Consider the following 25,366-nt stretch of genomic DNA (forward strand, 5'->3'; position numbering starts at 1 on the left):
CACTACAACAGTTTAGTTTTTAATGCTTCGGTATATTTCATAATCGCTTCGCGTAAAACAATTTTGGTTCCTTTTTCAAAAATTAAATCATCCACGTTTGAAACTAAGAAACATGTAGAAATCCCTAACTTTCGAACGATGATTAAATCACATGTTTTATGCTTAATCGCTTCATAATTTTCACGTAAAACTTGCAGGACCATTTTTCCTTCTTCTAAACTAATCTCTCCTGATTGTAGTAATTCTTCTAACATATACACATAAAGAATATCTACAAATTGAAACTCTGTTGTTTTATTCGTTTGTTCCATGAAGAATTGTAAAACTGGCTCTGATGCAATCCCTTTACGTAAGACGTCTTCCTTAGTTAATAGAATTTCTCTTACACTCGGTGAAAACATATTCGCTAGTTCATCAAGAGATAAATCTTCTTTCATCGTTTGGATTTTATCAATACGCTCTAATATCTTTTCTTTCGGAAAAAATGTCTCTTGACCCGTGAATGTTGACTTCCGTACAAACCAATCTTCCGGTATTAAATTTTTTCTTTTCCACCTATATAACTGTCCGTATGAAATACCGGTTAGTTCTAATAAATCTTTTTTTGAAATTAAATCTGTACTCAACTGTATAACACTCCTTCCTGATAACAATGTAACATAACACTGTTACGCTGTAAATAGACTTTTATCATAAGTAACGTAACAATGTGTAAAACACCCCTGTTTCACACAAAAAAACAGGGTTCTCACGCATCTTAAAAAATGCGTAAAACCCTTATATATCAACATGTAAACCATATTTCATAAAAATCAATCCACCCTTGTGAATTAATCATTATATTTTGTACTTTTTCGTGAGAAGTTACTTGTTGTTTGTTCCGGTATAAAGGAATAATATGAATTTGACGTAACAATGTACTCTCAATATCGCGTAACAATGTAACTCTTTTTTCTACTCGTTCTTGTTTAAAATACGGTGACAACGTTTTATGAAAGTCCACGCTGCTTTGCCCATGAATAAAGCTATTTTTTGTAAGAAACATATATAGCAGACTATCTTCAATTCGTTCACTAATAGTTGCACTATCATGCATCATATCAGCCTTTTGTATCGTACTGATTTCCAATAGCTCTTCTATTTCAAGAAAATTAGTTTCTACACGAATCCCGTACTTCGCACACTCTTTTTGTATCCATATTGCATCTTCTACGTGATCTCGTCCTGTAAACGTGTAGAGTTGCAACACTTCATATTGATACATACTCCTTTTAATTAAACTAGCAATATCTTCCTCAATTTCTACTATGCTTTCATTTGCTAATATTAGTTTCTTCGCTACTTCTCCACGTTCTCCGCTAAGTTCTTGAACAATTTTATCGCCATGAATAATTTTATATAACGCCTTTCGAAACAACTCATCTTGCATTGGCCCTTCTTTTACAAGATTGCACGTTACATATGTCACGTTCGATTCAAGCCGAGAAATTTCTTTATTATGTTTTTCTTTATCTTTATACTGCGCCTTTACTAACACGTCATATGTATTTACACTTTTCTCCACATTCAACAGTTCAATTCGGTCAAGGAAAGGTCTTTCGCGATAATATAAATCATGTGCTTCCAGTACAAATAAATTTGCATTCTTCTCTCGTAATGTAAAAGGCCCTGTACCAATGAAGTTTCCTGCTTCATCTTCATGAACGATAGAACACTGTTCTGCACTAAGCATATGTAAAAACATCCTATTTTCCGTATGTAATTGAATTTCAACAACATATTCATCCACTGCACGGACATTTTCAACATGTTGTAACATCCATGCGTGTGGGTTGCTTTCAGTTTTCATAAATCGATTCAATGAATGGATAACATCATGTGCAGTAAGTCGTTTTTCATTATGAAAATAAATGCCTTTTCTTAAATAAAATGTCCAAACCTTGTCAGCATTATTATATTCCCAGTGAAAAGCAAGCCTCGGTTCTATAGAATTTGTTTCCTCATTTACATATACGAGTGTATCAAAAATATGTTTAACCATATGACATTCTGAGCGCATTGTTGCGTAAACTGGATCTAAATTGATGTCCAGGTTCATTTGTACTTGCAAACGAAGTACGTCTTTTCTTCCTTCAGGTGTCCGTTCTATTTGATGACCAAATATGGAATCTACCCAAACTTTATACTCTTTCTTTACTGATGGAAATTGTGAGCTGTAGCGTTCTACAAATGAGATACCACTTTTCACATCTCCTTTTTTCGTTAGTTCTTTTCCTCTTTCTAAAATTAGTGGAATTGGTTGCTTTTGAAATATTAGTTTAGAACGATTCCCTCTTCCACGCCCTGGAAACCAAGTAATCCAACATAGTTCTTCTAATTTTTTTATTATTAATTTACTATTACGCTCCGTACAAAATAATGTTTCGGATATATTTTGCAAAGTTATTTCTAATTGTTCTCCTTCTTTTTCCCTTTTGCCATAGGCAATCCATAGTTCAATGTATTGATCTAAAATAAACATCATATTCCCCCTAAAAGGTGAAAAATACTCCTTATTCTTTCTACCCTTTTTCCAATTCTCCTTTCATCTTATCATTTCAATATGGAAAGGAGGAAATAATATTGAATCATCTCTTATTACGTTACAATAAACCAATCATCATTAGACTGTGCGGTGAATTATTAACTCGAACAACAGAATCAATGTTAGCTATCATTATGATTATTTATGTTAATAAGATGCTAAACGGTAATATTATGATGACTATGCTTATTTTCGGGTTACAACCGCTTTCGGACATTATATTTACACTTATTGCTGGAGGAGTAACTGATAAATATGGACGAAAGAAAATTATGTTACTCGGTTTACTACTGCAAGGAGTTGCAATCGGAAGCTTCATTTTTGCTCAATCTGTTTTTATATTTGCATTGTTATACGTCATAAATGGGGTGGGCCGTTCCTTATATATTCCCGCTCAACGGGCACAAATTGCTGATTTAACAAAACAAAAACAACAAGCAGAAATTTTTGCTCTTTTGCATACGATGGCTGCAATCGGTTCCGTGATTGGCCCTTTAATTGGTACTATTTTTTATCGAACTCACCCTGAATATGTATTTACGGTGCAAAGCATTGCACTTATAGTATATGCAGTCGTTATTTGGACGCAGCTTCCAGAAACCGCTCCAGCAATGACAAAACCAACACAAAAACTTGAAGTATCATCTCCAAAACAATTTGTACACAAACATTACACCGTTTTAGCACTGATGATTACTACACTTCCTATTAGCTTTTTTTATGCACAAACTGAGACAAATTATCTTATTTTCGTGAAACATACACTTCCGGATTTCGAACGCATAATCGTGTTTATTACAACATGCAAAGCTATTATGGAAATCACTCTACAAGTTTTTCTCGTGAAATGGTCTGAGCGATTTTCAATGGCGAAAATTATTCTTATTTCTTACACTTGCTATACAATAGCCGCCATTGGCTACGGGCTTTCAGAAATAATCGCTTCATTATTTTTCACATTACTCTTTTTAGTTATTGGGGAAAGTATCGCTTTAAACCATTTATTTCGATTCGTTTCAGAAATCGCTCCTACAGATAAACGTGGATTGTATTTTTCAATTTATGGATTACATTGGGATATATCTCGAACGTGCGGTCCTGTTATTGGTGCGGTTTTACTAAGTAAACTAAACGGTAGTATGCTATTTTATATTTGTGCTTGTTTCTTAGTAGTCGGAGGCATTATTCAAGCAATGTTTATTCAAAATATAGAACGTAATAAAATGAAAAAAGACCTTTCGGAGCATACTACTCATATTTTATAGGATGCTTTCTTTATAAAAAGAAGGATGTCACAAAAGTCTTGAGACTATTGTGACATCCTTTTTTATTACCCTGCCATTTTATTAATACTATCTTCTGGCGAAAATACCGAAATATGATTTACTTTACCAGTCGATTTTGGAATAATAAATTTTAACTCAAACTGATTGTTTACTTTATATACATATATTTTATCTTCCCCATTTACTTTAACTGAAGCTGGTTTTCCTAATGCTTTCTCTATTTCTTGTAATGTAATTGATTTTAGCTCAGCATGATAGGAGCGTACATCAAAAACTTGTGATCCTTTATTAAAACCGAAGGAAACATTTTTATTTGTAAAAGTTGCGTACATTCCGTTACCTGCTTGTTCCGTTTTATCTGCTTTCCCCCAAGCTTTTTCTATTTCTTCAATATCTCCTGTATGAGCTGCGAACGGAACGTTAGGTACTTTTCCTTCTTTCGCTAGTTCAAACAAATCTTTAACATAGTTAATTGATTTTTGATTTATTACTGTATCTTTCGTGCTTGAATCAGTCTTTGGTTTTGTTGATCCTTCATTATTTGATTTTGCATCAGGTTCTTTCTTTTCTTCAGCAGAGTTATTCTGATTGTCTTTACTATTTTCCGATGTCTGATTTGTTTCCTTTTTTTCGTCTGTCCCTTTACATGCTGCTAATGCAAATATGCATGTAAAAGCGAGAAATAACATAGCTATCTTTACATACAATTTCATACATTTCAGCCCCTTATTATAATCTTATTCATTTCGATAACCAATCCATTACACTACTTTTCAAGTTGTGTTTGTTCCAAAAAGTAAATGCTTCACTCTCACCTAATGCTTGCACAACATATTCTACAAAAGCTGTTCCTAAAAAATAACCGAGTCGGTTGTACCCAAAATATTGTCCGCCAGATAACCGGAACCACTCTTTCTCTTTATCAAACGTCCATCCTTCTATATAATCTTCCAAAAAACGTTTCTTTATATGTTCTTCATTTTCTATACAATATTGTAACCAACGTTCACCCTCATTGTCATATGAGTAATACACTGATTCATTTAAACCTTTCATAATTTGCTTTGATAAATATGTTGCGACACCTTCACGATACAAATTAACCGTCGCATCGGCCCACTCGGCTTCTCCCCAGTCCATTCCATCGTTTTGTAACATAACATTATGATATATATGTCCTATTTCGTGAGCGACGATTACACGAAGGTGATTTAAATCTTGAGATAATTTTTCTGCCGCAAAAAATATGTCACCAATAATTTCCCTTTCTACAAATGCATTAGAACCAAATCCTCCAACAAACAGATGAAACTTCATATTTACATCAAAGTTATATTTATAATGATATGCATTCGTTATTTCTTGAATAATAGTCGGTAACGCTTCTGCAATGATACGAATATCCTCTATTTTTTCAGGATATTGTTTAATAGCATTCGAAAGACGTTCTCTCGTTTTAGGACAATGATATTTAAAGTATTCATCAAATATCTCTGGATGCGAAGTAAAGTATTGATTAAGAACCTCTAATTCTACATCGTCACTTTCCCATAATTTTAAAAAATTCGGGATTGTATTATTTATCATTTTTCCCATCTCCTTAATATATCCCTTCTCGCCATTTACACTAAAATCCTCCCTTTAAACATAGAAAAAGCAACAAAGAAGGATGAGCCTTCCTTGTTGCTTTTTTGTTTAATCGAACCATCTATCACCATCAGAAATCCATTTACCATTATGTAAATCATAACATTCATCATAATCATGAAAACTAAAGTAAGAAGGTAATTCAACATTCATACCACCAGCTTTATTCCAGCATGTAGCAAACCATTCTACTATAACTTTCATTTCAATTTCAGATAACTTCTCATCATTTTTTTCGTAAAAATCCCAGAACTCATCAGTTCCTTCATAATAAACTTCATTAGCATCTCCATCCATTGAAAACATAACGATTGACAGTTCAAATGACTGAACAAAAGCAGTAAAATCTAATAAATCTATTTCTTTATAATAAGTAAACTGTGTTGTCGCTTTTAACCTTGCAATCAAATCAGAGGATTTTGTCTCGAGTCCTTTTATTAAAGAGTTTTTATAGTTCTCAATTGTAAACAAATACTTCACTTCCTATTCATAACATATAAATATACAAAAATTATAGCAAAGGTTTTGTATATTTTGCTTAAAAAATAAAAAAAGCTGCCCAAAAAGGGACAGCTTTACATATGTATTTTTACACTTCGATTGACTTACCATCTTCAACAATATGATATAGTAAGTGAGCTAAATGATGAATTGGGCCATACTCTTCCTCTTCCTCATCTGTTTCACCGTGGAATTCAAGATCATTTAAGTATAGTGCTAAAAATTGATAGTATAGTTTTAAATCAAATCCGTAGCACGCAGTTGGCTCTTCATGATCCCCTTCGTATTGTAACATTAAGTATTGATCATTACCTTCTGCATCTTCTGCGTCAAAGAATACGAAGAATCCAACGTTTGTATCTAAATCAAATAGATGACGAGTACCTTTTTCTGTTGCTTTATTGAAGTCCTCTTCACTTAATTTATGTACTGTTGTCGCTTTAGCATTATCTTCTTGATGGAAATTTACTGTAAATGTTTTCAATGCTGACACCTCCTGATTGTATAATACTAGCATAACATATAAAAAGGACTGCTTACAAATGTAAACAGTCCTTACATTCATTTTCGCATTGCTCGTAATAAGAAGCTTACGATGAAAATTAAAACGATCGCACCGATTAAAGCTGGAATAATTGCATATCCGCCAATGACTGGACCAAAACTACCAAGTAATTTCGAACCAATCCAAGAACCGATAATACCAGCAATAATATTACCAATTACACCACCAGGTACATCCTTTCCAGTAATTAAGCTCGCAAGCCATCCTAATATACCACCGACGATTAAAGACCAAATCATATGATAACCTCCTTTATATTTCACAGATCAAAATATAATTAGAAACAATTGCTTATCCTTAGTTATGTTACATTTTTCAGTAGTTATTCATACAGATCAACTATTAATTTATTTTAAAATAATGAACGACCTTTTTTTGACTTAGGATTGATGTTATTCGCATTACACATATTAAGGACAGTCAGGCTTTAATATTGTCCGCATAAACTCTTCTTTAAATGCAGGATAGTTAAAACCAACTGCAATTTTTTGAACAGGCCTATTATCAAATGTTGTCGGCTCAGCTATTTTTCTAAAGTCCGCCACACTTTGTCCTCTTGTTACGTCATTTGTCGTACTAATCCAAACTGCAGACTTTTTATATTCAAAAATTTCGTCATTTATAAAAGAAATGAACGGAAGTAAATCGTGAATTGGACTTCCAGCAATACCTGGGTATTCTTTTTTATAAAAGTTCTCATAATAAAAATCAATCATTGGTTTAATAAGCTTAGCCTGCCCTGTTCCTTCTTTATTAATAATATCCACCATTTCAGGAGTAATGAGGGCTCCTTGCGTTACATTTAACGGATAAATAGTCGCATTCTTTGCGTACTTCATCACAATATTTGCGGCGATTGGATCTCCATAAAAATTAGCTTCTGATACAGGAGTAACGTTACCTGGAAATAAAAAAGCACCGCCCATAATATAATACGAACATACCTTATCCATTACATTTGGATATAATAAAAATAACGTCGCCAATGTTGTTAATCGTCCTGTCGCTACGATAATAATATCTTCTGGACAAGGTTCAATTAATTTAATTACTTCACAAAAATTTTCCCGTTTACAAATCCTCATTTCAGGTGGAATAATAGGTCCTAAACCGTGATCCCCATGGATTTCAGGAAAGAACAAAGGCTCTTCAGCCGTCATCGGTCTTGCTGCACCTTCTATGATTTTTACTTCTGTAGCATAGTATCTTTCTAAAAAATACACATTTTCCGTTACAATTTCTCGCGATACATTCCCGTATTCAGCAACAATACCTATAATATCTAATTTACATGTTTTATTTGCATAAATTAATGCCACCGCATCGTCAATACCAAAGTCTCCAAAAAAGATGATTTTCTTATTAACTATCCTCACCCCTCTTTAGCATAATCTACTATTATTATTATGTGAAAAAGACAAGGCTGTGAAACGGTGCAAACTAAAAAAGCCGCCTATTTATTGGCGACTTCAATCTTTTTATAAGATAAATATGCTAGTACATTTTTACTTGAATCATATTTTGGATTATTTCCTTTTCTCGGTTCTCTCATATGTGTTTTTTCAAATCCAGGAATATCCGGCATTTTCTCCATAAATTCAAGCATTTCTTCTTCAGTTCCTTCAATACGTAAGCGAATCATTATTACATTTCCTCAATTCTCATATTCTCTGTACTAAGTATAACTTACTTTGAAAAGACTGCAAGAAATTTATCTTTTTAATGTCGCGCTTTTTTTACATACAAACAGTGCCATTTCAGTATAAAACGATATAATTTTATTATTTTCATATTCAATATTAAAGAATTCTTGCATTTCAACTGATGTTTTCATCATACATTCTGTTAGTTTCACGCGTTTCTGCAAAGGTACATTCATCATATCGCACCACCAGTCAAATTCAAATTTCTTGTCAAAAGTAAGACATGACTGCAATTGCAAACCGTTTTTTTCTAACAAGGTAATCCATTCTGTTTTTTTCAGCGCCCGTTCATGACTCGGATCCCTCTTTTTTTCTATAAAATTATAAAATGTATCAAATTCATTATTTTCCGGTGAAACATTATCTATTAAAATAAACAATCCGTTATCTTCTAACGTACGATTTACTTCATTTATAAACTGAGATGGATTCATAAAATGATGTGCTGCAATTCGGCACGTAATCGTATCAAAAGAACTATCTGTAAATGGTAAACTTTCAGCGTTTCCAGCGACAAAAGATACATTTTCATGTCCATTACTTATAATAAATTTTTTCGCACTCTCTAACATTTTTTCAGTTAAGTCTAAGGCAACTACTTCTTTAAAAAATGGAGCTAATACATTCGCAACATGTCCACCGCCAGTAGCGATATCAAGAAGACGATAATTATGACGAGACTCAACTTGTTGAACTACATATTGTAAATCCGGCCCTTTAGCATGAATTTTACTTTTCACATACTTTTCCGCATTATTACCAAACTGTTGTTTTACAAGCTCTTCTTTACTCATTTTATCATCTTCTTTCTATTGTTATTTGTACACGATTCAGATAACTAATAAGTTCTATTTCATATTTTCAATTCCTCTTTTAAACACATGACATTTAGTATTTTGAAAAAAATAATAAAAAACTGTAAGAATGTATCTCACAGTTTTCTAAGTATGCTAAAATCTATTTTTTAAATCTTTCTATATAGTTTCTTTTTCCCTTTTTTCATTTTCTGAAGTTATGCTACCAATAGCATCCGCCGTTACTTCCACCACAAATTCACAAATACCTACTACTACTTCTCCAATTACTTCATCCATCTTTTAACCCCCTTATTTTATGTAACTTATTTGTAGTATATATGGGAGTGATTGTTTTTAACTATCAGAAAACGTGACAACAACATTACAGTTTTGTAAGCTTTTTAAAATTTTTTAGCTTCTATCCTTTGAAACTTCAAGTATGATTCACAAGCATATAGGCCATCATAATATTAGGTAAGTTCCAATTCTGCTAGAGGAGGCGTGTAAAATATACTACGTAAAATTAATTAAAGGTCAATCATTCTATGCTTTTGATCATCGCTTCTTAATGTCTGAAGAAGAAAAGGTTTCCGAGAAAGTTTATAATTACTTACGTCGTAACGAATTTTTCGAAGTACGTAAAGAAGAATATTCTGCTTAATTAAAAAAGCATTAAGAATATCTCACTTAATTGTGATATATTCTTAATGCCCCCATATAATCCCCCTCATTTCAACAATTGTGCTCCATTCTCTTAAAATATTCTATTATTTGTCCAAGCTATTTTATCGTAAATTTCATATTTTAGCATATGAGGAGGTGACGAATATGACTCATATCATTGATTATCAAGCTACTCAACCTTTAAGTAAAACTGGTGAAATAACTTTTGTAATTCCAGCTTCTCCAGATAGAGCAATTCTTGCAAATTTGAAATTAAAAATTTCAAAAAGAGACGCAGGTAATAATCGTGTTGAATTAATTGCTACAGTTGGAGTTGAAGGTATAACTGAGATTTCACAAGTTTTATTCCGAATTTTCCGTGATAATGTTGAAATTTTCAATACACAAGTAGGTATTGAATCAACAGATTCTGAACAATTCTACGCTCAAACATTTCAAGCTATAGATCAAGATTTAAACTGTGGAACTCATGTATATTCATTAACTGTAGAAAATCTTACTAGTGGTGCAAGTGCCGAAATTGTTGGTCCATTTTCTTTTAGCGGCTTAGCTATTGGACAAAATCGTAAATGTTGCTAGCTAAATCTAATATTTAATTTTATACTTGAGAGAAGCGAGACGTAGTATGTACGTTCTTGCTTTTTTATATGTATCCTTACTTTCAATAGACACTTCATCATAAATTCCCCACATTTTCATTGCTTATTTCATCAACTAACAAATCATCTATTTGACAAATCAAAAAGATTGAAATCCACTCATGAAACACGTAATATAGACTCTGACTCTAAAAAAGTTCGTTAATAAAAATACATAAAATAAGGAGGTTTTATATACGAGTTTTTCATTTTAAAAGACGGAGAGGTTTTACATTATGTGGCGTAATAAAAATGTTTGGATTGTGTTAATTGGGGAGTTTATTGCTGGTCTAGGGTTATGGCTTGGTATTCTTGGCAACCTTGAATTTATGCAAAAATATGTCCCTTCTGATTTCATGAAATCAGTTATATTATTTATCGGATTATTAGCAGGTGTTCTAGTTGGTCCTATGGCAGGTCGTGTCATTGATCAGTATGAAAAGAAAAAAGTTCTTCTTTACGCTGGATTCGGTCGTGTTATTAGTGTTATCTTTATGTTTTTCGCAATCCAATTTGAAAGTATCGCCTTTATGATTGCATTTATGGTTGCTCTTCAAATTTCAGCAGCATTTTACTTCCCTGCATTACAATCTGTAATTCCACTCATCGTACGTGAGCATGAATTATTACAGATGAACGGTGTACATATGAATGTAGGTACAATCGCTCGTATTGCAGGTACTTCACTAGGTGGAATTCTTTTAGTTGTAATGAGTTTACAGTATATGTATGCCTTCTCGATGGCTGCATACGCTTTATTATTCCTCTCAACATTCTTCCTACAATTCGAAGATAAGAAATCAACAACACCAAGTAAACAAGCTGCAAAAGATAATAGCTTTATGGAAGTATTTCGTATATTAAAAGGCATTCCTATTGCTTTTACAGCACTTATATTAAGTATTATCCCTCTATTATTTATAGCTGGATTTAATTTAATGGTAATTAACATAAGTGAAATGCAACATGATCCAACGATTAAAGGCTTTATATATACAATTGAAGGTGTCGCATTTATGTTAGGGGCCTTCGTTATTAAACGTTTATCTGACCATTTCAAACCTGAAAAATTACTATATTTCTTCGCAGTTTGTACCGCTTTTGCACATCTATCGTTGTTCTTTAGCGATATAAAATGGATGTCACTTACATCATTTGGTTTGTTTGGTTTTAGTGTCGGTTGCTTCTTCCCTATTATGTCGACAATTTTCCAAACGAAAGTGGAAAAAAGCTATCACGGTCGTCTTTTCTCTTTCCGTAATATGTTTGAGAGAGTTATGTTCCAAATTGTCTTACTTGGCACAGGCTTCTTCTTAGATACGATTGGATTGCAATATATGGTTCTAATCTTCGGATTTATTTCATTACTAATTATTTTCATATCACTATCTAAACAGAAACAGTATGAAAAACAACCTTCGCAATCTGCGAATTTATAACATAGCAAAGAAGCATGGATTAATCTAATGATCCATGCTTCTTTGTTATATATAATCTTATCTATTACGTTTACTGAAATGATTTAAAGGAGTACCCCATTTTGCTTTCGAATATAATATATAAATAAGGTATATAGGAGGCGCAAAATGTCTGATGGCATTCAGTTATTGATTATCCTTTTGGTTGTATTCGTTATGTTTAGCATCATAAACTTTTTAGCAATTTCCCTATCTCAACATAGCTTTAAAAGGAGAATTGTGGCAGGCTTCTTATTTTTACTGCTAACACCTATTATTTTTTTGACAACTACGGCACTCACTTCTATATTCGATAACGCTGGTTTTGGATCAATTAACCTATCCTCTTCTATTATAAACGTGTATATTTTAAACGGTATTGTCATCCTTTTTTCCGCATCATTTATCCTCAAAAAACAAAATATAAGATAGCACACTATGCATGAATCTGGATTACGTTAGATTCATGCCTTTTTATTTTCAAAACCTCCCCTTTCCCCAATTTTTATGTGAAATTAAATAATTCTTTATAAAAATTTAAACTTTATTTATTACAATATCCCTATCGTATTCGCACGTTTATTGAAAACAAAATGAAAGGAGCACAAAATGAAAAAGATTCTATTGATTATTCCTATATTCATCGTTCTACTTAGCGGATGTAGCAATAATGACATATACGGTTCTTGGGAAGTCATTGATAACAAAAACGGTCTCTGTCCTACATCTTATAAATTTGAAACAGTTGTAAAAGAAGAAAAGAAAGAAAAAATTGTGCAAAACTTAGTGGAAATGCAAACAACGAAGAAAAAAGAAGATTTATACAAAGGTTCCTTTGTAAAGGATTCTAACGCGTACCACATTGATTATGGTAACTCATTTACTTCGGATCAAACTTTAAAAATTGTCGATGGAAAATTAAACGTATACTTTTATGCAGTTGAAAAATTATGTACATATAAGAAGAAATGATTACACTTCATTTAAAACGTAGAAAATATTTTCTGCGTTTTTTCTGTTTTACAAAACTTACTTATAAACATTTCCCTCTTTTAAATCTTTAAATTAAAATGTAATATTATATAATAACAATATTTATAATGTGAGGTGCTTTTTTTGAGAAGTTTAAATTCATTAATTGTATCAACAATCTGTTCCATTATCCTAATCCTATGGAGTGCACTTTCATTTTATGAAAGATTCACGACAGGAAATTCATACTATTGGCTTAGTGGTATTTTAGGCCTCGTTTTCGTGTTCTTTTTCATTCAAAATATGCGGGATATACTTAATAAAAACTATAAAACATCCTAAACCGTATAGAAAGATATAATAAACAGTTCAGTTAACCAACCCTTATTTACAACGTCCTTTCAAAAAAGATTAATCCTCCCTCTAAATTTGTCAATCGTTTTAATTTTCATAAAAAAATGATAAAATGTAATCATGTGTTTTCAGAATAATTAAAAACGCAGATAGAAAACACTGTTTTTAGGAGGGGTTTTGATGACTTACACGTTAGCAACTAGAATGAAAGCATTCCAATCTTCTATATTTAGTGAATTAGGGGCTTATAAAAAAGAAAAAATTGCAGCAGGTCACAAAATGATTGATTTAAGTATCGGGAATCCTGATATGCCGCCTGCTGACTTCGTAAGAGAAGAAATGGTACATACTGCAAGTGAAAAAGAAAGCTATGGATACACATTAAGTGGTATTCAAGAATTTCACGAAGCTGTAACTGAATATTACAACAACACTCATAACGTTATTTTAAATGCCGATAAAGAAGTTTTATTATTAATGGGTTCACAAGACGGACTCGTTCATTTACCTATGGTTTATGCGAATCCGGGAGATATTATATTAGTTCCTGATCCAGGATATACAGCTTATGAAACAGGTATTCAAATGGCTGGTGCAACATCTTATTACATGCCATTAAAGAAAGAGAATGAATTCTTACCTAACTTAGAGCTAATTTCTGAAGAAATTGCCGATAAAGCGAAGATGATGATTTTAAACTTCCCAGGGAATCCAGTTCCGGCTATGGCTCATGAAGATTTCTTTAAAGAAGTAATTGCATTCGCGAAAAAGCATAACATTATTGTTGTCCATGATTTTGCTTATGCTGAGTTTTATTTTGATGGTAATAAGCCAATTAGCTTCCTCTCTGTACCTGGGGCTAAAGAAGTTGGCGTAGAAATCAACTCTTTGTCAAAAAGTTATAGTTTAGCAGGTAGCCGTATTGGTTATATGATTGGTAATGAAGAAATTGTTCGTGCACTTACGCAATTTAAATCAAATACAGATTACGGTGTGTTTTTACCAATTCAAAAAGCAGCATCAGCTGCACTAAGAAATGGCGCTTCGTTTTGCGAGAAAAATCGCGGTATTTATCAAAAACGTAGAGATACTTTAGTTGATGGATTCCGAACATTTGGTTGGAATGTTGATAAACCAGCTGGTAGTATGTTCGTCTGGGCCGAAATTCCGAAAGGCTGGACTTCTACAGATTTTGCTTATGCGTTAATGGATCGTGCGAATGTCGTTGTTACACCAGGTCATGCATTTGGACCTCACGGAGAAGGCTTTGTACGTATTGCACTCGTTCAAGATACAGATGTGTTACAACAAGTTGTTGAAAACATTAGAAATAGTGGTATTTTTTCTCTTGAAAAAGTAAATGAATTAGTTAAAAATTAATGATAACTCCCCTGCTTAACCGTAGCAGGGGTATTATTCATTGGAGGTACTTTCATATGCACATTAAAGACACTCTTCCTCATCGTTATCCATTTTTAATGATTGATAAAGTAACAAATGTAAAACATGGTGAATCCGTTACGGGATATAAACTCATTACGAATAATGAATGGTTTATAAATGATAGTCAAAAACATATGCCTCATATGCTAATTGTAGAAGCACTTGCTCAGCTTAGTGCATTTGTACATCCAAATGACTCTGAAGGTCTTGGCTTCCTCTCCTCATTAGATGGGGTTGAATTTCACGCAAAAGCATATCCCGGTGATAAACTTGATTTACATTATGAGCTAACTCGCGATCGTCGAGGTTTTATTCTCGGTAAAGGTACTGCAACTGTTAATAATCAGCCGATTGTAACTGTGGAAAAGCTATTAATATATCAAGCAGATTAGAGACGATTTAATCCGCGGGGTATCTAATTCCTACAAATTTGTCTCAACAACATGAGCAGAGTAAACAAATTACTTGGTTAGGAGCAGGAAAATGGAAAGTACTATCGGTATCGATGCTGGAGGAACATTAACGAAAATTGCTTATTTGAACGGACAAAAGCAATTAACTTTTGAAAAATTTTATTCAAATGAACAAGATAAAATAATAGATTGGCTTAAGAAAAACACTCGTATAAAACAAATATGTATTACAGGTGGTAAAGCGAAACAATTACAGCTACTACTTTCAGACTCATATAAAATAGTAGAACGAAATGAATTTGAAGCTACTCTATTAGGTGTCCAATACATATTAAAAGAAGAAAAATATGATATAAATAACTTTATATTAACAAATATCGGTACAGGTACTTCCATTCATTACGTTTATAATGACCAATATATTCGCGCTGGCGGAACTGGTGTTGGCGGTGGTACTATTATGGGGCTTTCAAAATTATTAACAAATATAGATCATTTTGAAGATGTGATTCCTTTAGCAAAAGTAGGTTCTAGAAAAGCACTAGATATTACGGTTGGAGATATTTATGATGGCATTCTTTCTCCTATTGATAATAGCTTAACTGCAAGTAATTTCGGAAAAGCTACTAAAACAGACTCAAATTTTAGTAGCTCTGATATACTAGCAACTGTGCAAGGACTTGTCGGTGAAGTCGTTACTGCATTAAGCCTTCAATTCGCCGAAACAAAAAACATTGACCATATTATTTATATTGGTTCCACTTTATGTAATAACGTACACCTCCAGAATATTATTAGTGACTACACAAAATATCAAAATAAAACACCAATCTTTTTACGCGATGGTGGTAATAGCGGTGCGATTGGTGCTCTACTTCATGTTACGAATAAAAAAAGCTGACATTTGTCAGCTTTTTTGCAACGGTACTTCAAATTCAATAATTGATTCTCCGTTCTCTCCAATTCGCTCTACACTAATTCTATCAACTACACATTGTAACTTTTCAGGGAAAATTGGAATATCTTTAGCTACTTCAGCAGCTAACTCAGCACTTTCTTTTCTCCCGACTGTTACATGCGGTATGTACGGTATATCTTCTTTCAAAAATTGTAATAAAGCTTCTGTATACAGCAAATCATGTAATTCTTCTATTTGTACTTTCCCTCCCTCAACTTCTAAAAACAAATAGTTTCCTACACTAGTGATACGATTTGCAAACTCAATTTCAATTTTACCTACCCCTTTTGATAAATTCAAAATATGAGATTTTAATTCATCATCTGAAATATCACTCTTAAATGGAAATACAATTGTTATATGAGGTGGAATTAACCCAAATAAAGGATCATATTTTTGTCTAATGTTCTCTATTTTATCGATGGACATGTTATTTAAAAAAACTAAAATTGTGCGCATTTTTATCCCCTCATCTTTCCCTCGTTATAATTTGTATCATATTCTATGACAGCCTGCCCTTCAACAGCTCGTTTTACCTACATATAAAAATAAAGAAACTTCTCAAATGAGAAGTTTTTATATAGTGTGATTATTATTTTCCTGCCAAACTTTCCTAAACTTTATATAACAAGCAATCCTCCAAGGAATAATATACGATACTGCAACAACATAAAATAATAAACCAATCGTTTGTTGATCTAAATCAACAATAAATTGTCTTGAACCATATCTCAAAATGACAAGTCCAATAAAAGTAATTAAAAAAGCAGCACTTTTTTTCGTATAAATATTCCCATCATCTCTCCGTTCATAATTTGTTAAAACTATAAGTGGTACGGCGAAAAGAACTCCTATGAATGCTGCTATAATAACTTGTAAAATAGCTGGATGCATAGGACCAAAAAACCATAAAGCACCTGGTGTTAATAATAATAATGGCCACAAAATACGTTTTCCCGTCCCCTTAATTGGCTTATGCATAGAACGATAACGACGCCAAAATATTAGTAGTGCAATACATAAAAATACGGTAATGAGTGAAGATGTATCTCTCATTCGCTATCCTTCTCTCTTTAGTAATCTAATACTATTTCAAATCGTTTTTTCGAATGATACTTTTCGAATAAATATACCACTAGTTACGATATAAAGAACAGTTAATCCAATTGAAATAACAGTAAAATATGGAATATCTACTAAAGATCCATCACTGGTAAATAATAAACCAGTTATCCCTGCTTCGCCATAAAGCACACTATTTGTTGATAAGAAAAGGGATCCACCAATCATCAGACCAATCCACTGAAATCTTTGTTTAAAAACTACTACCACTTGGAAGAAACATGCTGTTGTAACATAAAATAAAAATTGCAAAATAAATTGTTGTACCGATTGCTCCCCAAAACTAACATTTACTAAATTATATTTTATGTCTTGTAAAAGCATGACTTGAAGAAATGAAAATAATACAGATTGCAATACGATATAACAAATTGCCCCGATAAAATATTGTATTCTCGTTACACCAAATGAAACAGCTAAACGAAAAAGCTCATCTTGAATGTTGAAAACACTCCCTACTATAAATAACATAATTGCTATTGAAGGGTTATTTATAATTTCAGGTAAATAACCAATGTTTACTCCATTTAAATGAGCAGCATTTAAAGCCCCTTTTATTAATAAAGCTACAATCCAAAATATTATAATTGCTTTATAATGAAAATTTATATGTAACTTCAACTGCTTCATTAACATCGTCATTTCACTTCACCACCAGTTATATGTATAAATAGTTTTTGTAATGTAATTCTATCGATTACTAAACCTTCTTTTTCAAGAGAGTAATAATCTTCATTAGAAAGTTCTTCCCATATAACATTAATGCCTTTATTCCCATAGACTTCTCGATTTATTACTTTCTTATTTACCGAAAATTTATCAACTGTATCTTTTTTTCCTGAAATAATATGAGCTTGTTGCAATAAATCTTCCACTGATGATTGAACAACTAGTTTTCCTTCTTTTATGATGATTACATCTTCAATCACATGGGTTACTTCTTCTACTAAATGTGTTGATAATATAATTGTTCGTGGATACTCACCGTAATCTTCTAATAGCAAACTATAAAACAACTCTCGATGTGCTGCGTCCAAACCTGTAGTCGGTTCATCAAAAATTGTTATTGGTGCCCTACTTGCTAATCCTTGAATAATTCCGACGATTGTTTGCATACCGTGTGATAGTTTATGATATTTCACTGTCATATTAAGCTGAAATTTATCAGCGAGTTCTTCAGCGTACTTTCCATCCCAGTTTTTATAAAACATGCTGCACATCTTAAAGATTTCTTTTACTTTATAACTTAAATGTGCTTCTTCTTTCACTCTAACAAAACAAATATTTTGCATTGCTTTACTATTTTCAAAAACATTTTCACCAAATATTGATACGCTACCACTACTTGAAGTAATTTGGCCTGCAAGTAAATTTAATAGTGTCGTTTTTCCTGCACCGTTTCTACCGAGTAAACCATATATTTTATGCTCTTCCAATGAAATCGTTACTTCATTTACTGCTACTTTCTTTTTATATTTTTTCGTTACATCTTTCGTTTCAAGTGCAATCATCCCTCTTTGCCCTCCTTCGTAATTTTTTGAATCATATCCATCAATTCGTCTTTCGATATTTCTAATACTTTTGCTTCTTCCCATACTTTAGGTAAATATTCGGTCATAAAAGTATTTTGTCTTTTTTTAAGTACGACTTCTTTCGCTCCCTTTGCAACAAACATCCCGATCCCTCTCTTTTTATATAGAATCCCTTCGTCCACTAATACATTTACCCCTTTAGCTGCAGTAGCTGGATTTATTTGTAACATCTTCGCAAATTGATTTGTTGATGGAACTTTTTCTTCTTCCAGTAATATGTCTTTTAAAATATCAGATTCAATCGTTTCTGCAATTTGTAAGTATATTAATTTATTTTGCTCCAGAGTAGGTTTCACAACTTCACCACCTTAGGTTCATAGGTTCATTACTTATGTGATTAACCATATCACATAAAAATTTTTATTTCCATAAATTTCTTTTACAAAAAAAGAGAGTCATCCGTTTACGGATGACTCTCTTTCTAAAATTTTGAAGTTTCAACTCTTGTTCTCAATTTCTTTTCATTTTATTCCAACTGCTGCACTGGATATTTAGCAAATAAAGATTTCCGAAAATCTTTATCATTTATAAGCATTGTAATTTTTTCGTTATTGTCGCTAAGGAACTTTACTACTTTCTTTTTATCCCATATATCATCTTCTTTTGGAAAATCATCAATTTTTTCATACAAGATTGATAGTATTTCTTCTCTTTTTATCTTGAAATTTTTATTTTCTACTTGAAACTCGTAACTTTTCGCATTTGGTACTAAAATAGCTAGATAAATAACGTTAAAGAGAAAATTCTTCTCCATCGTGTCCTTACCATCAAACCAATACGTCTCAACCATGTCTTCTGTCAGAGTTCCATTTCCTTTTGCACCATAGTTTACCTTTATATTTTCATTCTCCAAACTAATACTTTGAAATGTATCACCACCAGGTAAATGATTAACAATTGCAACCACAACTGAGTTATTACCAACGTATGTCCCAGCATATTTCTTAAAAGCACCAGGTTCAATATCAGATATTTCGTTTATTCTTTCTCCGCTAGAACAAGCAGTAATAAGTAAAAAAATTATTAGCATAACAACCACGTTACGATGCATATATTTCATTTAGCATCCCCCACTTTTATTGATATTTCATTAATTACAATACATCTTCTCAAAACCCTTTAAAATATACGCATTTTAATCAAAATTAAAAATTTTCAATTTTCCTGTTTACAATTATCCATTAATTGTATATACTTACTAACGAAAGAAAAAATTCTAAAAGGAGGTCGAAGGAAATGATGAAATTACAATTACATGCTTTAACTTTAGCGTTAACTGCACCTTTGTTTTTCGGACAATTAAATATGAATTCGACCACCCTAATGGAGAATTGAAAATCGTACATTATTTCGATTAATTCATAAATTCGCCACAGGAGGTCGTATACTTTCCTGTGGCTTTTTCACGCCCTGCCATAGGAGAACTATATCTTCCTGTGGCTTTTTTGTGCGATTTTTTAGCCTCTTACATCATTTTATTAAGAAAGGAGCAACATTCGATGACTATTAGCGTATTGTTTTTAAGTATTACGATTCAAAGAAATACAATTTCCAAAAATGAAATGTTTCATAATGAGCAAATTGAAAAAGCTATGAATGATGTTAAGGAGCGCCAAGCACTTTATTGTGATCACCTGTAATTCCTTTTCGAAAGGAGGAATTCATTTATGACTTTTCATATTTTCTTTTTTACGACTGTACTTCAGAAAAACAATTTATCTGAAGCTGAAATCAATCGTAAACAACAATTAAAAAAACTGACTGATAAAATGACTGACATTAAAAGTTCATATTATACGCAAATGTATTAAAAATATATTTTTAAGGAGAAATACCTTCATGAAATTTAAAGCATTCTTATTAACCATCACCATTCAAAAACGTAAGCTTTCACAGAAGGAAATTTTACGTGAGCAACACATTCAATCTATTATGGACGAAGTAAAAGTGCGTCAAGCTTCTTATTACAGCCGTCTTTTCTAAATAACTTGTAAAGGAGCAATTCCCTAATGAAATTTAAAGCATTCTTTTTAACTATCACCATTCAAAAACGTAAGCTTTCACAGAAGGAAATTTTACGTGAGCAACACATTCAATCTATTATGGACGAAGTAAAAGTGCGTCAAGCTTCTTATTACAGTCGTCTGTTTTAAATAACTTGTAAAGGAGCAATTCCCTAATGAAATTTAAAGCATTCTTTTTAACCATTACCATTCAAAAACGTAAACTTTCACAGAAAGAGATTTTACGTGAGCAGCACATTCAATCTATTATGGACGAAGTGAAAGTGCGTCAAGCTTCTTATTACAGCCGTCTTTTCTAAATAACTTTTAAAGGGGTAATACACATATGAAATTTAAAGTATTCTTTTTAACCATTACCATTCAAAAAACTAAGTTCTCCGACAGTGAGATATTACATGATCATCAAATTAATAAAGCTATGGAAGATGTAAAAGAACGCCAAAGTCACTACTGTAGCCATCTATAATTCCTTTCGGAAGGAGGAATGTATTATGAAGTTTCACCTTTTCTTTTTAACTATTACGATTCAGAAAAAAAACTATTCTGAAGCTGAATTAAAACAAGAACAACAATACAAACAGATTATAGACGAAATTCGAGATCGTAGAAGTAAATACTACTCTCACCTATAAATCTTTAAAATATAAAAATTGAAAGGAGTCGATTATGATGTTGATAGCACGTTCTAAAGAAATGATTTGGATAGTTCAGAGGGATTCCACATAGTTTTATAGACATATTATCACGCAAGTATATCGTTACATTTGATGTGTAATAAATATATAATAAAATTATATTTTCAAGCTTTTAACATTTAGTAATAAACAAAAGATACACCACTTAAAAAGCGGTGTATCTTTCTCAACATATACTATTTTCGATTACTTCGTTTCGTCTTAAACAGTCTCACTAAGTTCGATACAACTGTTTTCGTTACTGCATAAACTGGCACTGCCAAAATCATTCCGATAATTCCCGCAAAGTTACCTACCCCTAAAATTAAAATAATAATTGTTAACGGGTGGATATTTAATTTTGAACTCATAATACGCGGTGAAATGATGTTACTTTCAAACTGTTGTACAATTGTTACGATAATAATTACGTACAACGCTTGCATCGGAGATACGAACAGACCTACGATAACAGCTGGTGCTGCACCAATAAATGGACCTAAGTTAGGAATAATATTTGTAAATGCTGCTATAATTCCTAAAACGAAAGCGTACGGTAAATCGATAATTAAATAACCGATAAAAGTAAACGCACCTACAAATATACAAACGAGCGCTTGTCCTTGAATATATGCAGATAATGTTTCATTCGTTTCCTTAATGATACGAAGTCCTTCTTCACGGTATGACTCAGGTAATAGACTAACTGCTTTCCCTGGGAATGCATGTCCATCTTTAAACATATAAAATAAAATGAACGGTACTGTGAAGATCACTAATGCGACGTTCGTTATGATACCAAATAAAGCCGTTGCACTCGACGTAATTGTGTTTGGTATATCCTTTAAGTATTCAATCGCATTTTTTTCAATTGTTTCAATGGAAACATAGTTTTGTGTAGATAACCATTCAAACAATCTGTGATGGGATAAATCTTGTATGTATAGTTTTCCCTCTTTAATATAACCTGGCATATTTTTTACTAAATCCATTAGCTGTTGTGAGATTGTTGGAACAACAACTCCAACTCCAACCGCAGTTAATGTTATGATAAAAAGATATAACAGTAAAATCGCTAAATTTCTAGGTACTTTTTTATTCTCCAAAAAGACTAACAATGGGTTAAATATGAAGTATAAAAATAACGCGATTAAGATTGGGAAAAACAACGTAGATATGAAGATACCAATTGGTTGAAATAAAAACGATATTTTTGTGCAAATAAATATGATCGCTACAACCATTAGCACTTCTAATGTCCAAAAGTGCACTTTCGATTTCAAAAAAACGTCCTCCTTTAAACTAGCACTTCTCTTCATTGTACCAAAATAAGCAAGAATTTCACATAATATTTTCCTTTACAATATTCCAAAATACCAATAAATACACTACAATGAGATTACATACAAATTTGCAGGTAAAGGTGATAAAAATGACACAATGCATCATTTGCAGAAAAGATACGAAAGAACTTAGTGAACAATATGTCATCCCAGAAATATTATGTGGATATTATTTCACAAACTCAATTTGTGATACTTGCCATGAACAAATGACAACAAATATTGATCGTCCCTTAATTCGACATAAATTAAGTCAATTTAAGATTGAGCAAATGAAAAAACAAATTGATTCCCCTCTCTATACGAATGAGCATGGTGAGGAACTTGCGGCTGCTGAGACAGATGTTGTTGAAGTAAGTGATGAAATACTTTATTCCAATGCATTAATTATGAAACTATGTAAAAAACACGATATTTCACTACATAATGAAATTTGGAAAGAAGAACGTGTAACGAAGGTAGCTAGCTCTATTCAACGTGAATTACTTTTAGATAACCGTAAATACAAAATGAGTGTATTAAAAATGGCTTATACTTTCGCTGTTCAAGCTGTTGATGGCTATTTGGAAGATCCAGATGCGATTGATATTTCTAACATTCTATCAAATGCGGATTTCATAGAATTAAAAGAAAAGAGCATTGTTCGTGATTTAAGTAAAAGTTCTTTATGGAATACATTAAATACAAATAGCGAAAACCATTACTTTATTTTATTAAGTGATAAAGATGGCCTGTTCTGTTTCATTCGTCTATTTGATATTTTTGACGTTGTCGTTCATTTATCAGAAAAGAGATATGAACTTTCATCGCCTATTGTCGGCGTAAATAATGTAAGTAGGCAGGAATTTTATGTCCAAACTTTAAAACAGTATATGGATGGGCTATTTAAAGAAAAAACTACTTCTATTTAATCCGAACCAGAACATACGGTCTCCTTTCTTGATGAAAAGACACTGTGTTATAATAAGTATGAAAAGAACAATACAATCACATAAACCAATTATTAATTGTATATAAATAAAAAAGACTAGTGTGCGGCTACACACTAGTCCACGTAACTTAGCAGATTGGATTGTTCATTTATCCTATTTGTTTCTTACAAACAAAACAACCCACATTCTATTGGCATAGGTGGGTTGTTATTTTTTGAGCTTGTCTATTAAAACGACGACGAACGTTAACAATGCAACGAGAAACAGTCCACCCTGCAGTAGCAACGCTATTTCACTCACGTATTATCACCCCCCTCCTACTTTGGAGAAGTGATAATTGAACAACCAACCGTACCTTAAGTTACTATTTAATTTTACCATATTTTCTAATAGTTTACGATGAAAACCCGCAAGTGAAATACTTGCGGGTTTTTTATGCTGTATTAACAGGAAGTAAACCAAATGAAGCAAAACATAGGTGAAACTTTAATCCTCACTATTTTTTTAATGCATATGCATCAGCAATCATTTCACCAACAATTTTATTTTCTTGTTTCTTCTCGTCTTTCAATAATGGGAATAATAATTCTGCTACTTCATACGCTTCTTCTAAATGTGGATATCCTGATAAAACAAACGTATCAATTCCTAACGCTTCATATTCTTTTATTCTATTTGCTACTGTATGCGGATCTCCCACAAGAGCAGTACCTGCACCACCCCTTACAAGCCCTATGCCAGCCCATAAGTTAGGACTTATCTCTAACGACTCTCTCGTACCTTTATTTAAATGTGTCATTCGTTTTTGACCGACTGAATCATATCTTGCAAATGTTTTTTGAGCGAGCTCAATTGTTTCATTATCTACATATTGAATTAACCTCTCAGCCTCTTCCCATGCTTCTTCTTCTGTTTCTCTTACAATTACATGTAATCGGATACCGAATCTTACTGTACGCCCCTTCTCTTCTGCAAGTTTTCTTACTTCTTCGATTTTCTCTTTCACTTGCTCTGGTGGTTCGCCCCACGTTAAATATACATCACTGTGTTCAGCTGCAACTTCTTTACCTGCAGCAGACGATCCGCCAAAATAAATTGGTGGATACGGTGTTTGAACTGGCGGGAACACGACTTTACTATCTGTAACTTTAATATGTTTTCCTTCTAAAGAAATACTTTCTCCTTGTAGCGTAGATTTCCAAACTTTTAAAAATTCATCTGCTACTTCATACCTTTCATCATGTTCAAGATATAATCCATCCCCTTGCAGTTCGACTGGATCTCCTCCAGCTACTACATTAATAAGTAACCTCCCATCTGAAATTCTATCAAATGTAGCTGCCATTCTCGCTGCTACTGTCGGTGACATTAGTCCGGGTCTAACTGCTACTAAAAATTTTAATTTCTCTGTCTCAGCGGCAAGTGCCGATGCTAATACCCATGGATCTTCACAACCTTGACCAGTTGGAAGTAACACACCCGTATATCCTAAATAATCAGCTGCCTGTGCAACTTGTTTATAATAACCATATTCAGCTGCTCTTCCTCTTTTTGTCGTTCCTAAATATCGACCATCTCCATAAGCTGGAATAAACCATAACAAATCCATAACTTTACACATCCCTTATTTTTATTAAAACGTATACTGAAATACTCTATATAAATTACCCCTAATAA

36 protein-coding genes are annotated in these 25,366 nt (G+C 32.5%); 17 read left to right on the plus strand and 19 right to left on the minus strand.

Going from position 1 to position 25,366, the window contains the following annotated elements:
• Nucleotides 1-2: 2 nt before the first annotated feature.
• Complete coding sequence (locus tag FOT98_RS02205; protein ID WP_063259963.1) at nucleotides 3-626, minus strand: YhbD family protein; 624 nt, start codon at nucleotides 624-626, stop codon at nucleotides 3-5.
• Nucleotides 627-784: 158 nt separating this feature from the next.
• Nucleotides 785-2,521 carry an ABC transporter substrate-binding protein gene (locus tag FOT98_RS02210; protein WP_063259964.1) on the minus strand — a complete coding sequence of 579 codons (1,737 nt, stop codon included), beginning with the start codon at nucleotides 2,519-2,521 and terminating at the stop codon, nucleotides 785-787.
• Nucleotides 2,522-2,622: 101 nt separating this feature from the next.
• Here FOT98_RS02210 and FOT98_RS02215 point away from each other — a divergent pair, with 101 nt between their 5' ends.
• Nucleotides 2,623-3,849: an MDR family MFS transporter gene (locus tag FOT98_RS02215; protein WP_063259965.1), complete on the plus strand. Its 1,227-nt coding sequence runs from the start codon at nucleotides 2,623-2,625 to the stop codon at nucleotides 3,847-3,849.
• 65 nt (nucleotides 3,850-3,914) lie between these two features.
• On the opposite strand, the gene FOT98_RS02220 is transcribed toward FOT98_RS02215, so the two are convergent.
• From FOT98_RS02220 to FOT98_RS02255, 8 genes are all read right to left on the minus strand, one after another.
• Complete coding sequence (locus FOT98_RS02220; RefSeq protein WP_063259966.1) at nucleotides 3,915-4,583, minus strand: YjgB family protein; 669 nt, start codon at nucleotides 4,581-4,583, stop codon at nucleotides 3,915-3,917.
• A 28-nt stretch (nucleotides 4,584-4,611) separates the two neighbouring features.
• Nucleotides 4,612-5,457, minus strand: a complete 846-nt coding sequence (locus tag FOT98_RS02225) for a gluzincin family metallopeptidase (RefSeq protein ID WP_063259967.1) — start codon at nucleotides 5,455-5,457, stop codon at nucleotides 4,612-4,614.
• Between the two features lie 108 nt (nucleotides 5,458-5,565).
• Nucleotides 5,566-5,988, minus strand: a complete 423-nt coding sequence (locus FOT98_RS02230) for a hypothetical protein (protein ID WP_063259968.1) — start codon at nucleotides 5,986-5,988, stop codon at nucleotides 5,566-5,568.
• A 118-nt stretch (nucleotides 5,989-6,106) separates the two neighbouring features.
• Entirely contained in the window at nucleotides 6,107-6,502 is a 396-nt protein-coding gene (locus tag FOT98_RS02235; protein WP_000847586.1) for a hypothetical protein, read from the minus strand.
• Between the two features lie 77 nt (nucleotides 6,503-6,579).
• The gene (locus FOT98_RS02240) at nucleotides 6,580-6,822 is read right to left on the minus strand and encodes a GlsB/YeaQ/YmgE family stress response membrane protein (RefSeq protein ID WP_000638305.1); all 243 of its coding nucleotides are present in this window, start codon (nucleotides 6,820-6,822) and stop codon (nucleotides 6,580-6,582) included.
• A gap of 171 nt (nucleotides 6,823-6,993) precedes the next feature.
• Nucleotides 6,994-7,959, minus strand: coding sequence for a nucleoside hydrolase (locus FOT98_RS02245; protein WP_063259969.1), 966 nt, complete (start codon nucleotides 7,957-7,959; stop codon nucleotides 6,994-6,996).
• Nucleotides 7,960-8,036: 77 nt separating this feature from the next.
• Nucleotides 8,037-8,225, minus strand: a complete 189-nt coding sequence (locus tag FOT98_RS02250) for a DUF3970 family protein (RefSeq protein WP_063259970.1) — start codon at nucleotides 8,223-8,225, stop codon at nucleotides 8,037-8,039.
• Between the two features lie 69 nt (nucleotides 8,226-8,294).
• Entirely contained in the window at nucleotides 8,295-9,080 is a 786-nt protein-coding gene (locus tag FOT98_RS02255; RefSeq protein ID WP_063259971.1) for a class I SAM-dependent methyltransferase, read from the minus strand.
• Nucleotides 9,081-9,591: 511 nt separating this feature from the next.
• Between FOT98_RS02255 and FOT98_RS02260 the strand changes: the two genes are divergently transcribed.
• The 8 genes from FOT98_RS02260 to coaW all read left to right on the plus strand — a co-directional run bounded on the left by FOT98_RS02260 (nucleotide 9,592) and on the right by coaW (nucleotide 15,945).
• Entirely contained in the window at nucleotides 9,592-9,744 is a 153-nt protein-coding gene (locus FOT98_RS02260; protein WP_071723536.1) for a YqbF domain-containing protein, read from the plus strand.
• Nucleotides 9,745-9,911: 167 nt separating this feature from the next.
• Nucleotides 9,912-10,346 (plus strand): exosporium protein ExsC, encoded by a 435-nt coding sequence (exsC, locus tag FOT98_RS02265; protein WP_063259973.1) that lies wholly within the window; start codon nucleotides 9,912-9,914, stop codon nucleotides 10,344-10,346.
• Nucleotides 10,347-10,641: 295 nt separating this feature from the next.
• A complete protein-coding gene (locus tag FOT98_RS02270) occupies nucleotides 10,642-11,844 on the plus strand; it encodes an MFS transporter (protein ID WP_063259974.1) in 1,203 nt (400 codons plus the stop codon).
• 147 nt (nucleotides 11,845-11,991) lie between these two features.
• A complete protein-coding gene (locus FOT98_RS02275; protein WP_063259975.1) occupies nucleotides 11,992-12,294 on the plus strand; it encodes a hypothetical protein in 303 nt (100 codons plus the stop codon).
• A 177-nt stretch (nucleotides 12,295-12,471) separates the two neighbouring features.
• Complete coding sequence (locus FOT98_RS02280; protein ID WP_063259976.1) at nucleotides 12,472-12,834, plus strand: hypothetical protein; 363 nt, start codon at nucleotides 12,472-12,474, stop codon at nucleotides 12,832-12,834.
• A gap of 534 nt (nucleotides 12,835-13,368) precedes the next feature.
• Entirely contained in the window at nucleotides 13,369-14,568 is a 1,200-nt protein-coding gene (locus tag FOT98_RS02290; RefSeq protein ID WP_063259977.1) for an LL-diaminopimelate aminotransferase, read from the plus strand.
• Between the two features lie 56 nt (nucleotides 14,569-14,624).
• Nucleotides 14,625-15,023, plus strand: coding sequence for a 3-hydroxyacyl-ACP dehydratase FabZ family protein (locus FOT98_RS02295; RefSeq protein ID WP_063259978.1), 399 nt, complete (start codon nucleotides 14,625-14,627; stop codon nucleotides 15,021-15,023).
• A 91-nt stretch (nucleotides 15,024-15,114) separates the two neighbouring features.
• Entirely contained in the window at nucleotides 15,115-15,945 is an 831-nt protein-coding gene (coaW, locus tag FOT98_RS02300) for a type II pantothenate kinase (protein ID WP_063259979.1), read from the plus strand.
• A 6-nt stretch (nucleotides 15,946-15,951) separates the two neighbouring features.
• Here coaW and FOT98_RS02305 read toward each other — a convergent pair whose 3' ends face one another.
• The 6 genes from FOT98_RS02305 to FOT98_RS02330 form a co-directional block, all read right to left on the minus strand.
• Complete coding sequence (locus FOT98_RS02305) at nucleotides 15,952-16,461, minus strand: 2'-5' RNA ligase family protein (RefSeq protein ID WP_063259980.1); 510 nt, start codon at nucleotides 16,459-16,461, stop codon at nucleotides 15,952-15,954.
• Nucleotides 16,462-16,578: 117 nt separating this feature from the next.
• Nucleotides 16,579-17,058, minus strand: a complete 480-nt coding sequence (locus tag FOT98_RS02310; protein ID WP_063259981.1) for a CcdC family protein — start codon at nucleotides 17,056-17,058, stop codon at nucleotides 16,579-16,581.
• A gap of 36 nt (nucleotides 17,059-17,094) precedes the next feature.
• Entirely contained in the window at nucleotides 17,095-17,766 is a 672-nt protein-coding gene (locus FOT98_RS02315) for a DUF4052 family protein (RefSeq protein WP_063259982.1), read from the minus strand.
• Nucleotides 17,763-18,635, minus strand: coding sequence for an ABC transporter ATP-binding protein (locus FOT98_RS02320; RefSeq protein WP_063259983.1), 873 nt, complete (start codon nucleotides 18,633-18,635; stop codon nucleotides 17,763-17,765). The genes FOT98_RS02315 and FOT98_RS02320 overlap by 4 nt, the downstream gene beginning before the upstream one ends.
• Nucleotides 18,632-19,012 carry a GntR family transcriptional regulator gene (locus FOT98_RS02325; RefSeq protein WP_063259984.1) on the minus strand — a complete coding sequence of 127 codons (381 nt, stop codon included), beginning with the start codon at nucleotides 19,010-19,012 and terminating at the stop codon, nucleotides 18,632-18,634. The genes FOT98_RS02320 and FOT98_RS02325 overlap by 4 nt, the downstream gene beginning before the upstream one ends.
• A gap of 170 nt (nucleotides 19,013-19,182) precedes the next feature.
• A complete protein-coding gene (locus FOT98_RS02330) occupies nucleotides 19,183-19,776 on the minus strand; it encodes a DUF4825 domain-containing protein (RefSeq protein ID WP_063259985.1) in 594 nt (197 codons plus the stop codon).
• A gap of 439 nt (nucleotides 19,777-20,215) precedes the next feature.
• On the opposite strand from FOT98_RS02330, the gene FOT98_RS02335 reads away from it, so the two are divergent.
• The 7 genes from FOT98_RS02335 to FOT98_RS02365 are packed head-to-tail and all read left to right on the plus strand — an operon-like array spanning nucleotide 20,216 to nucleotide 21,372.
• Nucleotides 20,216-20,356, plus strand: coding sequence for a YrzI family small protein (locus tag FOT98_RS02335; protein WP_063260018.1), 141 nt, complete (start codon nucleotides 20,216-20,218; stop codon nucleotides 20,354-20,356).
• Nucleotides 20,357-20,383: 27 nt separating this feature from the next.
• Nucleotides 20,384-20,527, plus strand: coding sequence for a YrzI family small protein (locus FOT98_RS02340; RefSeq protein ID WP_063259986.1), 144 nt, complete (start codon nucleotides 20,384-20,386; stop codon nucleotides 20,525-20,527).
• Nucleotides 20,528-20,555: 28 nt separating this feature from the next.
• Entirely contained in the window at nucleotides 20,556-20,699 is a 144-nt protein-coding gene (locus FOT98_RS02345; protein WP_063259987.1) for a YrzI family small protein, read from the plus strand.
• Nucleotides 20,700-20,725: 26 nt separating this feature from the next.
• On the plus strand, nucleotides 20,726-20,869 hold the full coding sequence (locus FOT98_RS02350) for a YrzI family small protein (protein WP_063259988.1): 144 nt from the start codon (nucleotides 20,726-20,728) through the stop codon (nucleotides 20,867-20,869).
• Nucleotides 20,870-20,895: 26 nt separating this feature from the next.
• Nucleotides 20,896-21,039, plus strand: a complete 144-nt coding sequence (locus FOT98_RS02355; protein ID WP_063259988.1) for a YrzI family small protein — start codon at nucleotides 20,896-20,898, stop codon at nucleotides 21,037-21,039.
• A 26-nt stretch (nucleotides 21,040-21,065) separates the two neighbouring features.
• Complete coding sequence (locus FOT98_RS02360; RefSeq protein WP_000669812.1) at nucleotides 21,066-21,206, plus strand: YrzI family small protein; 141 nt, start codon at nucleotides 21,066-21,068, stop codon at nucleotides 21,204-21,206.
• A gap of 25 nt (nucleotides 21,207-21,231) precedes the next feature.
• A complete protein-coding gene (locus tag FOT98_RS02365) occupies nucleotides 21,232-21,372 on the plus strand; it encodes a YrzI family small protein (protein WP_063259989.1) in 141 nt (46 codons plus the stop codon).
• Between the two features lie 239 nt (nucleotides 21,373-21,611).
• Here FOT98_RS02365 and FOT98_RS02370 read toward each other — a convergent pair whose 3' ends face one another.
• Nucleotides 21,612-22,697, minus strand: coding sequence for an AI-2E family transporter (locus FOT98_RS02370; RefSeq protein WP_000837880.1), 1,086 nt, complete (start codon nucleotides 22,695-22,697; stop codon nucleotides 21,612-21,614).
• Between the two features lie 149 nt (nucleotides 22,698-22,846).
• Here FOT98_RS02370 and FOT98_RS02375 point away from each other — a divergent pair, with 149 nt between their 5' ends.
• Nucleotides 22,847-23,668, plus strand: coding sequence for an HNH endonuclease (locus tag FOT98_RS02375; RefSeq protein ID WP_063259990.1), 822 nt, complete (start codon nucleotides 22,847-22,849; stop codon nucleotides 23,666-23,668).
• A 228-nt stretch (nucleotides 23,669-23,896) separates the two neighbouring features.
• Here FOT98_RS02375 and FOT98_RS32705 read toward each other — a convergent pair whose 3' ends face one another.
• Both FOT98_RS32705 and ssuD read right to left on the minus strand, forming a co-directional pair.
• Nucleotides 23,897-23,989 (minus strand): putative holin-like toxin, encoded by a 93-nt coding sequence (locus FOT98_RS32705; protein WP_001289320.1) that lies wholly within the window; start codon nucleotides 23,987-23,989, stop codon nucleotides 23,897-23,899.
• A 196-nt stretch (nucleotides 23,990-24,185) separates the two neighbouring features.
• Nucleotides 24,186-25,298: an FMNH2-dependent alkanesulfonate monooxygenase gene (ssuD, locus tag FOT98_RS02380; RefSeq protein ID WP_063259991.1), complete on the minus strand. Its 1,113-nt coding sequence runs from the start codon at nucleotides 25,296-25,298 to the stop codon at nucleotides 24,186-24,188.
• Nucleotides 25,299-25,366: the final 68 nt, after the last annotated feature.

Origin of the sequence: Bacillus sp. HY001 (genome assembly GCF_007558965.1) — a bacterium.
Lineage (GTDB): Bacteria > Bacillota > Bacilli > Bacillales > Bacillaceae_G > Bacillus_A > Bacillus_A mobilis.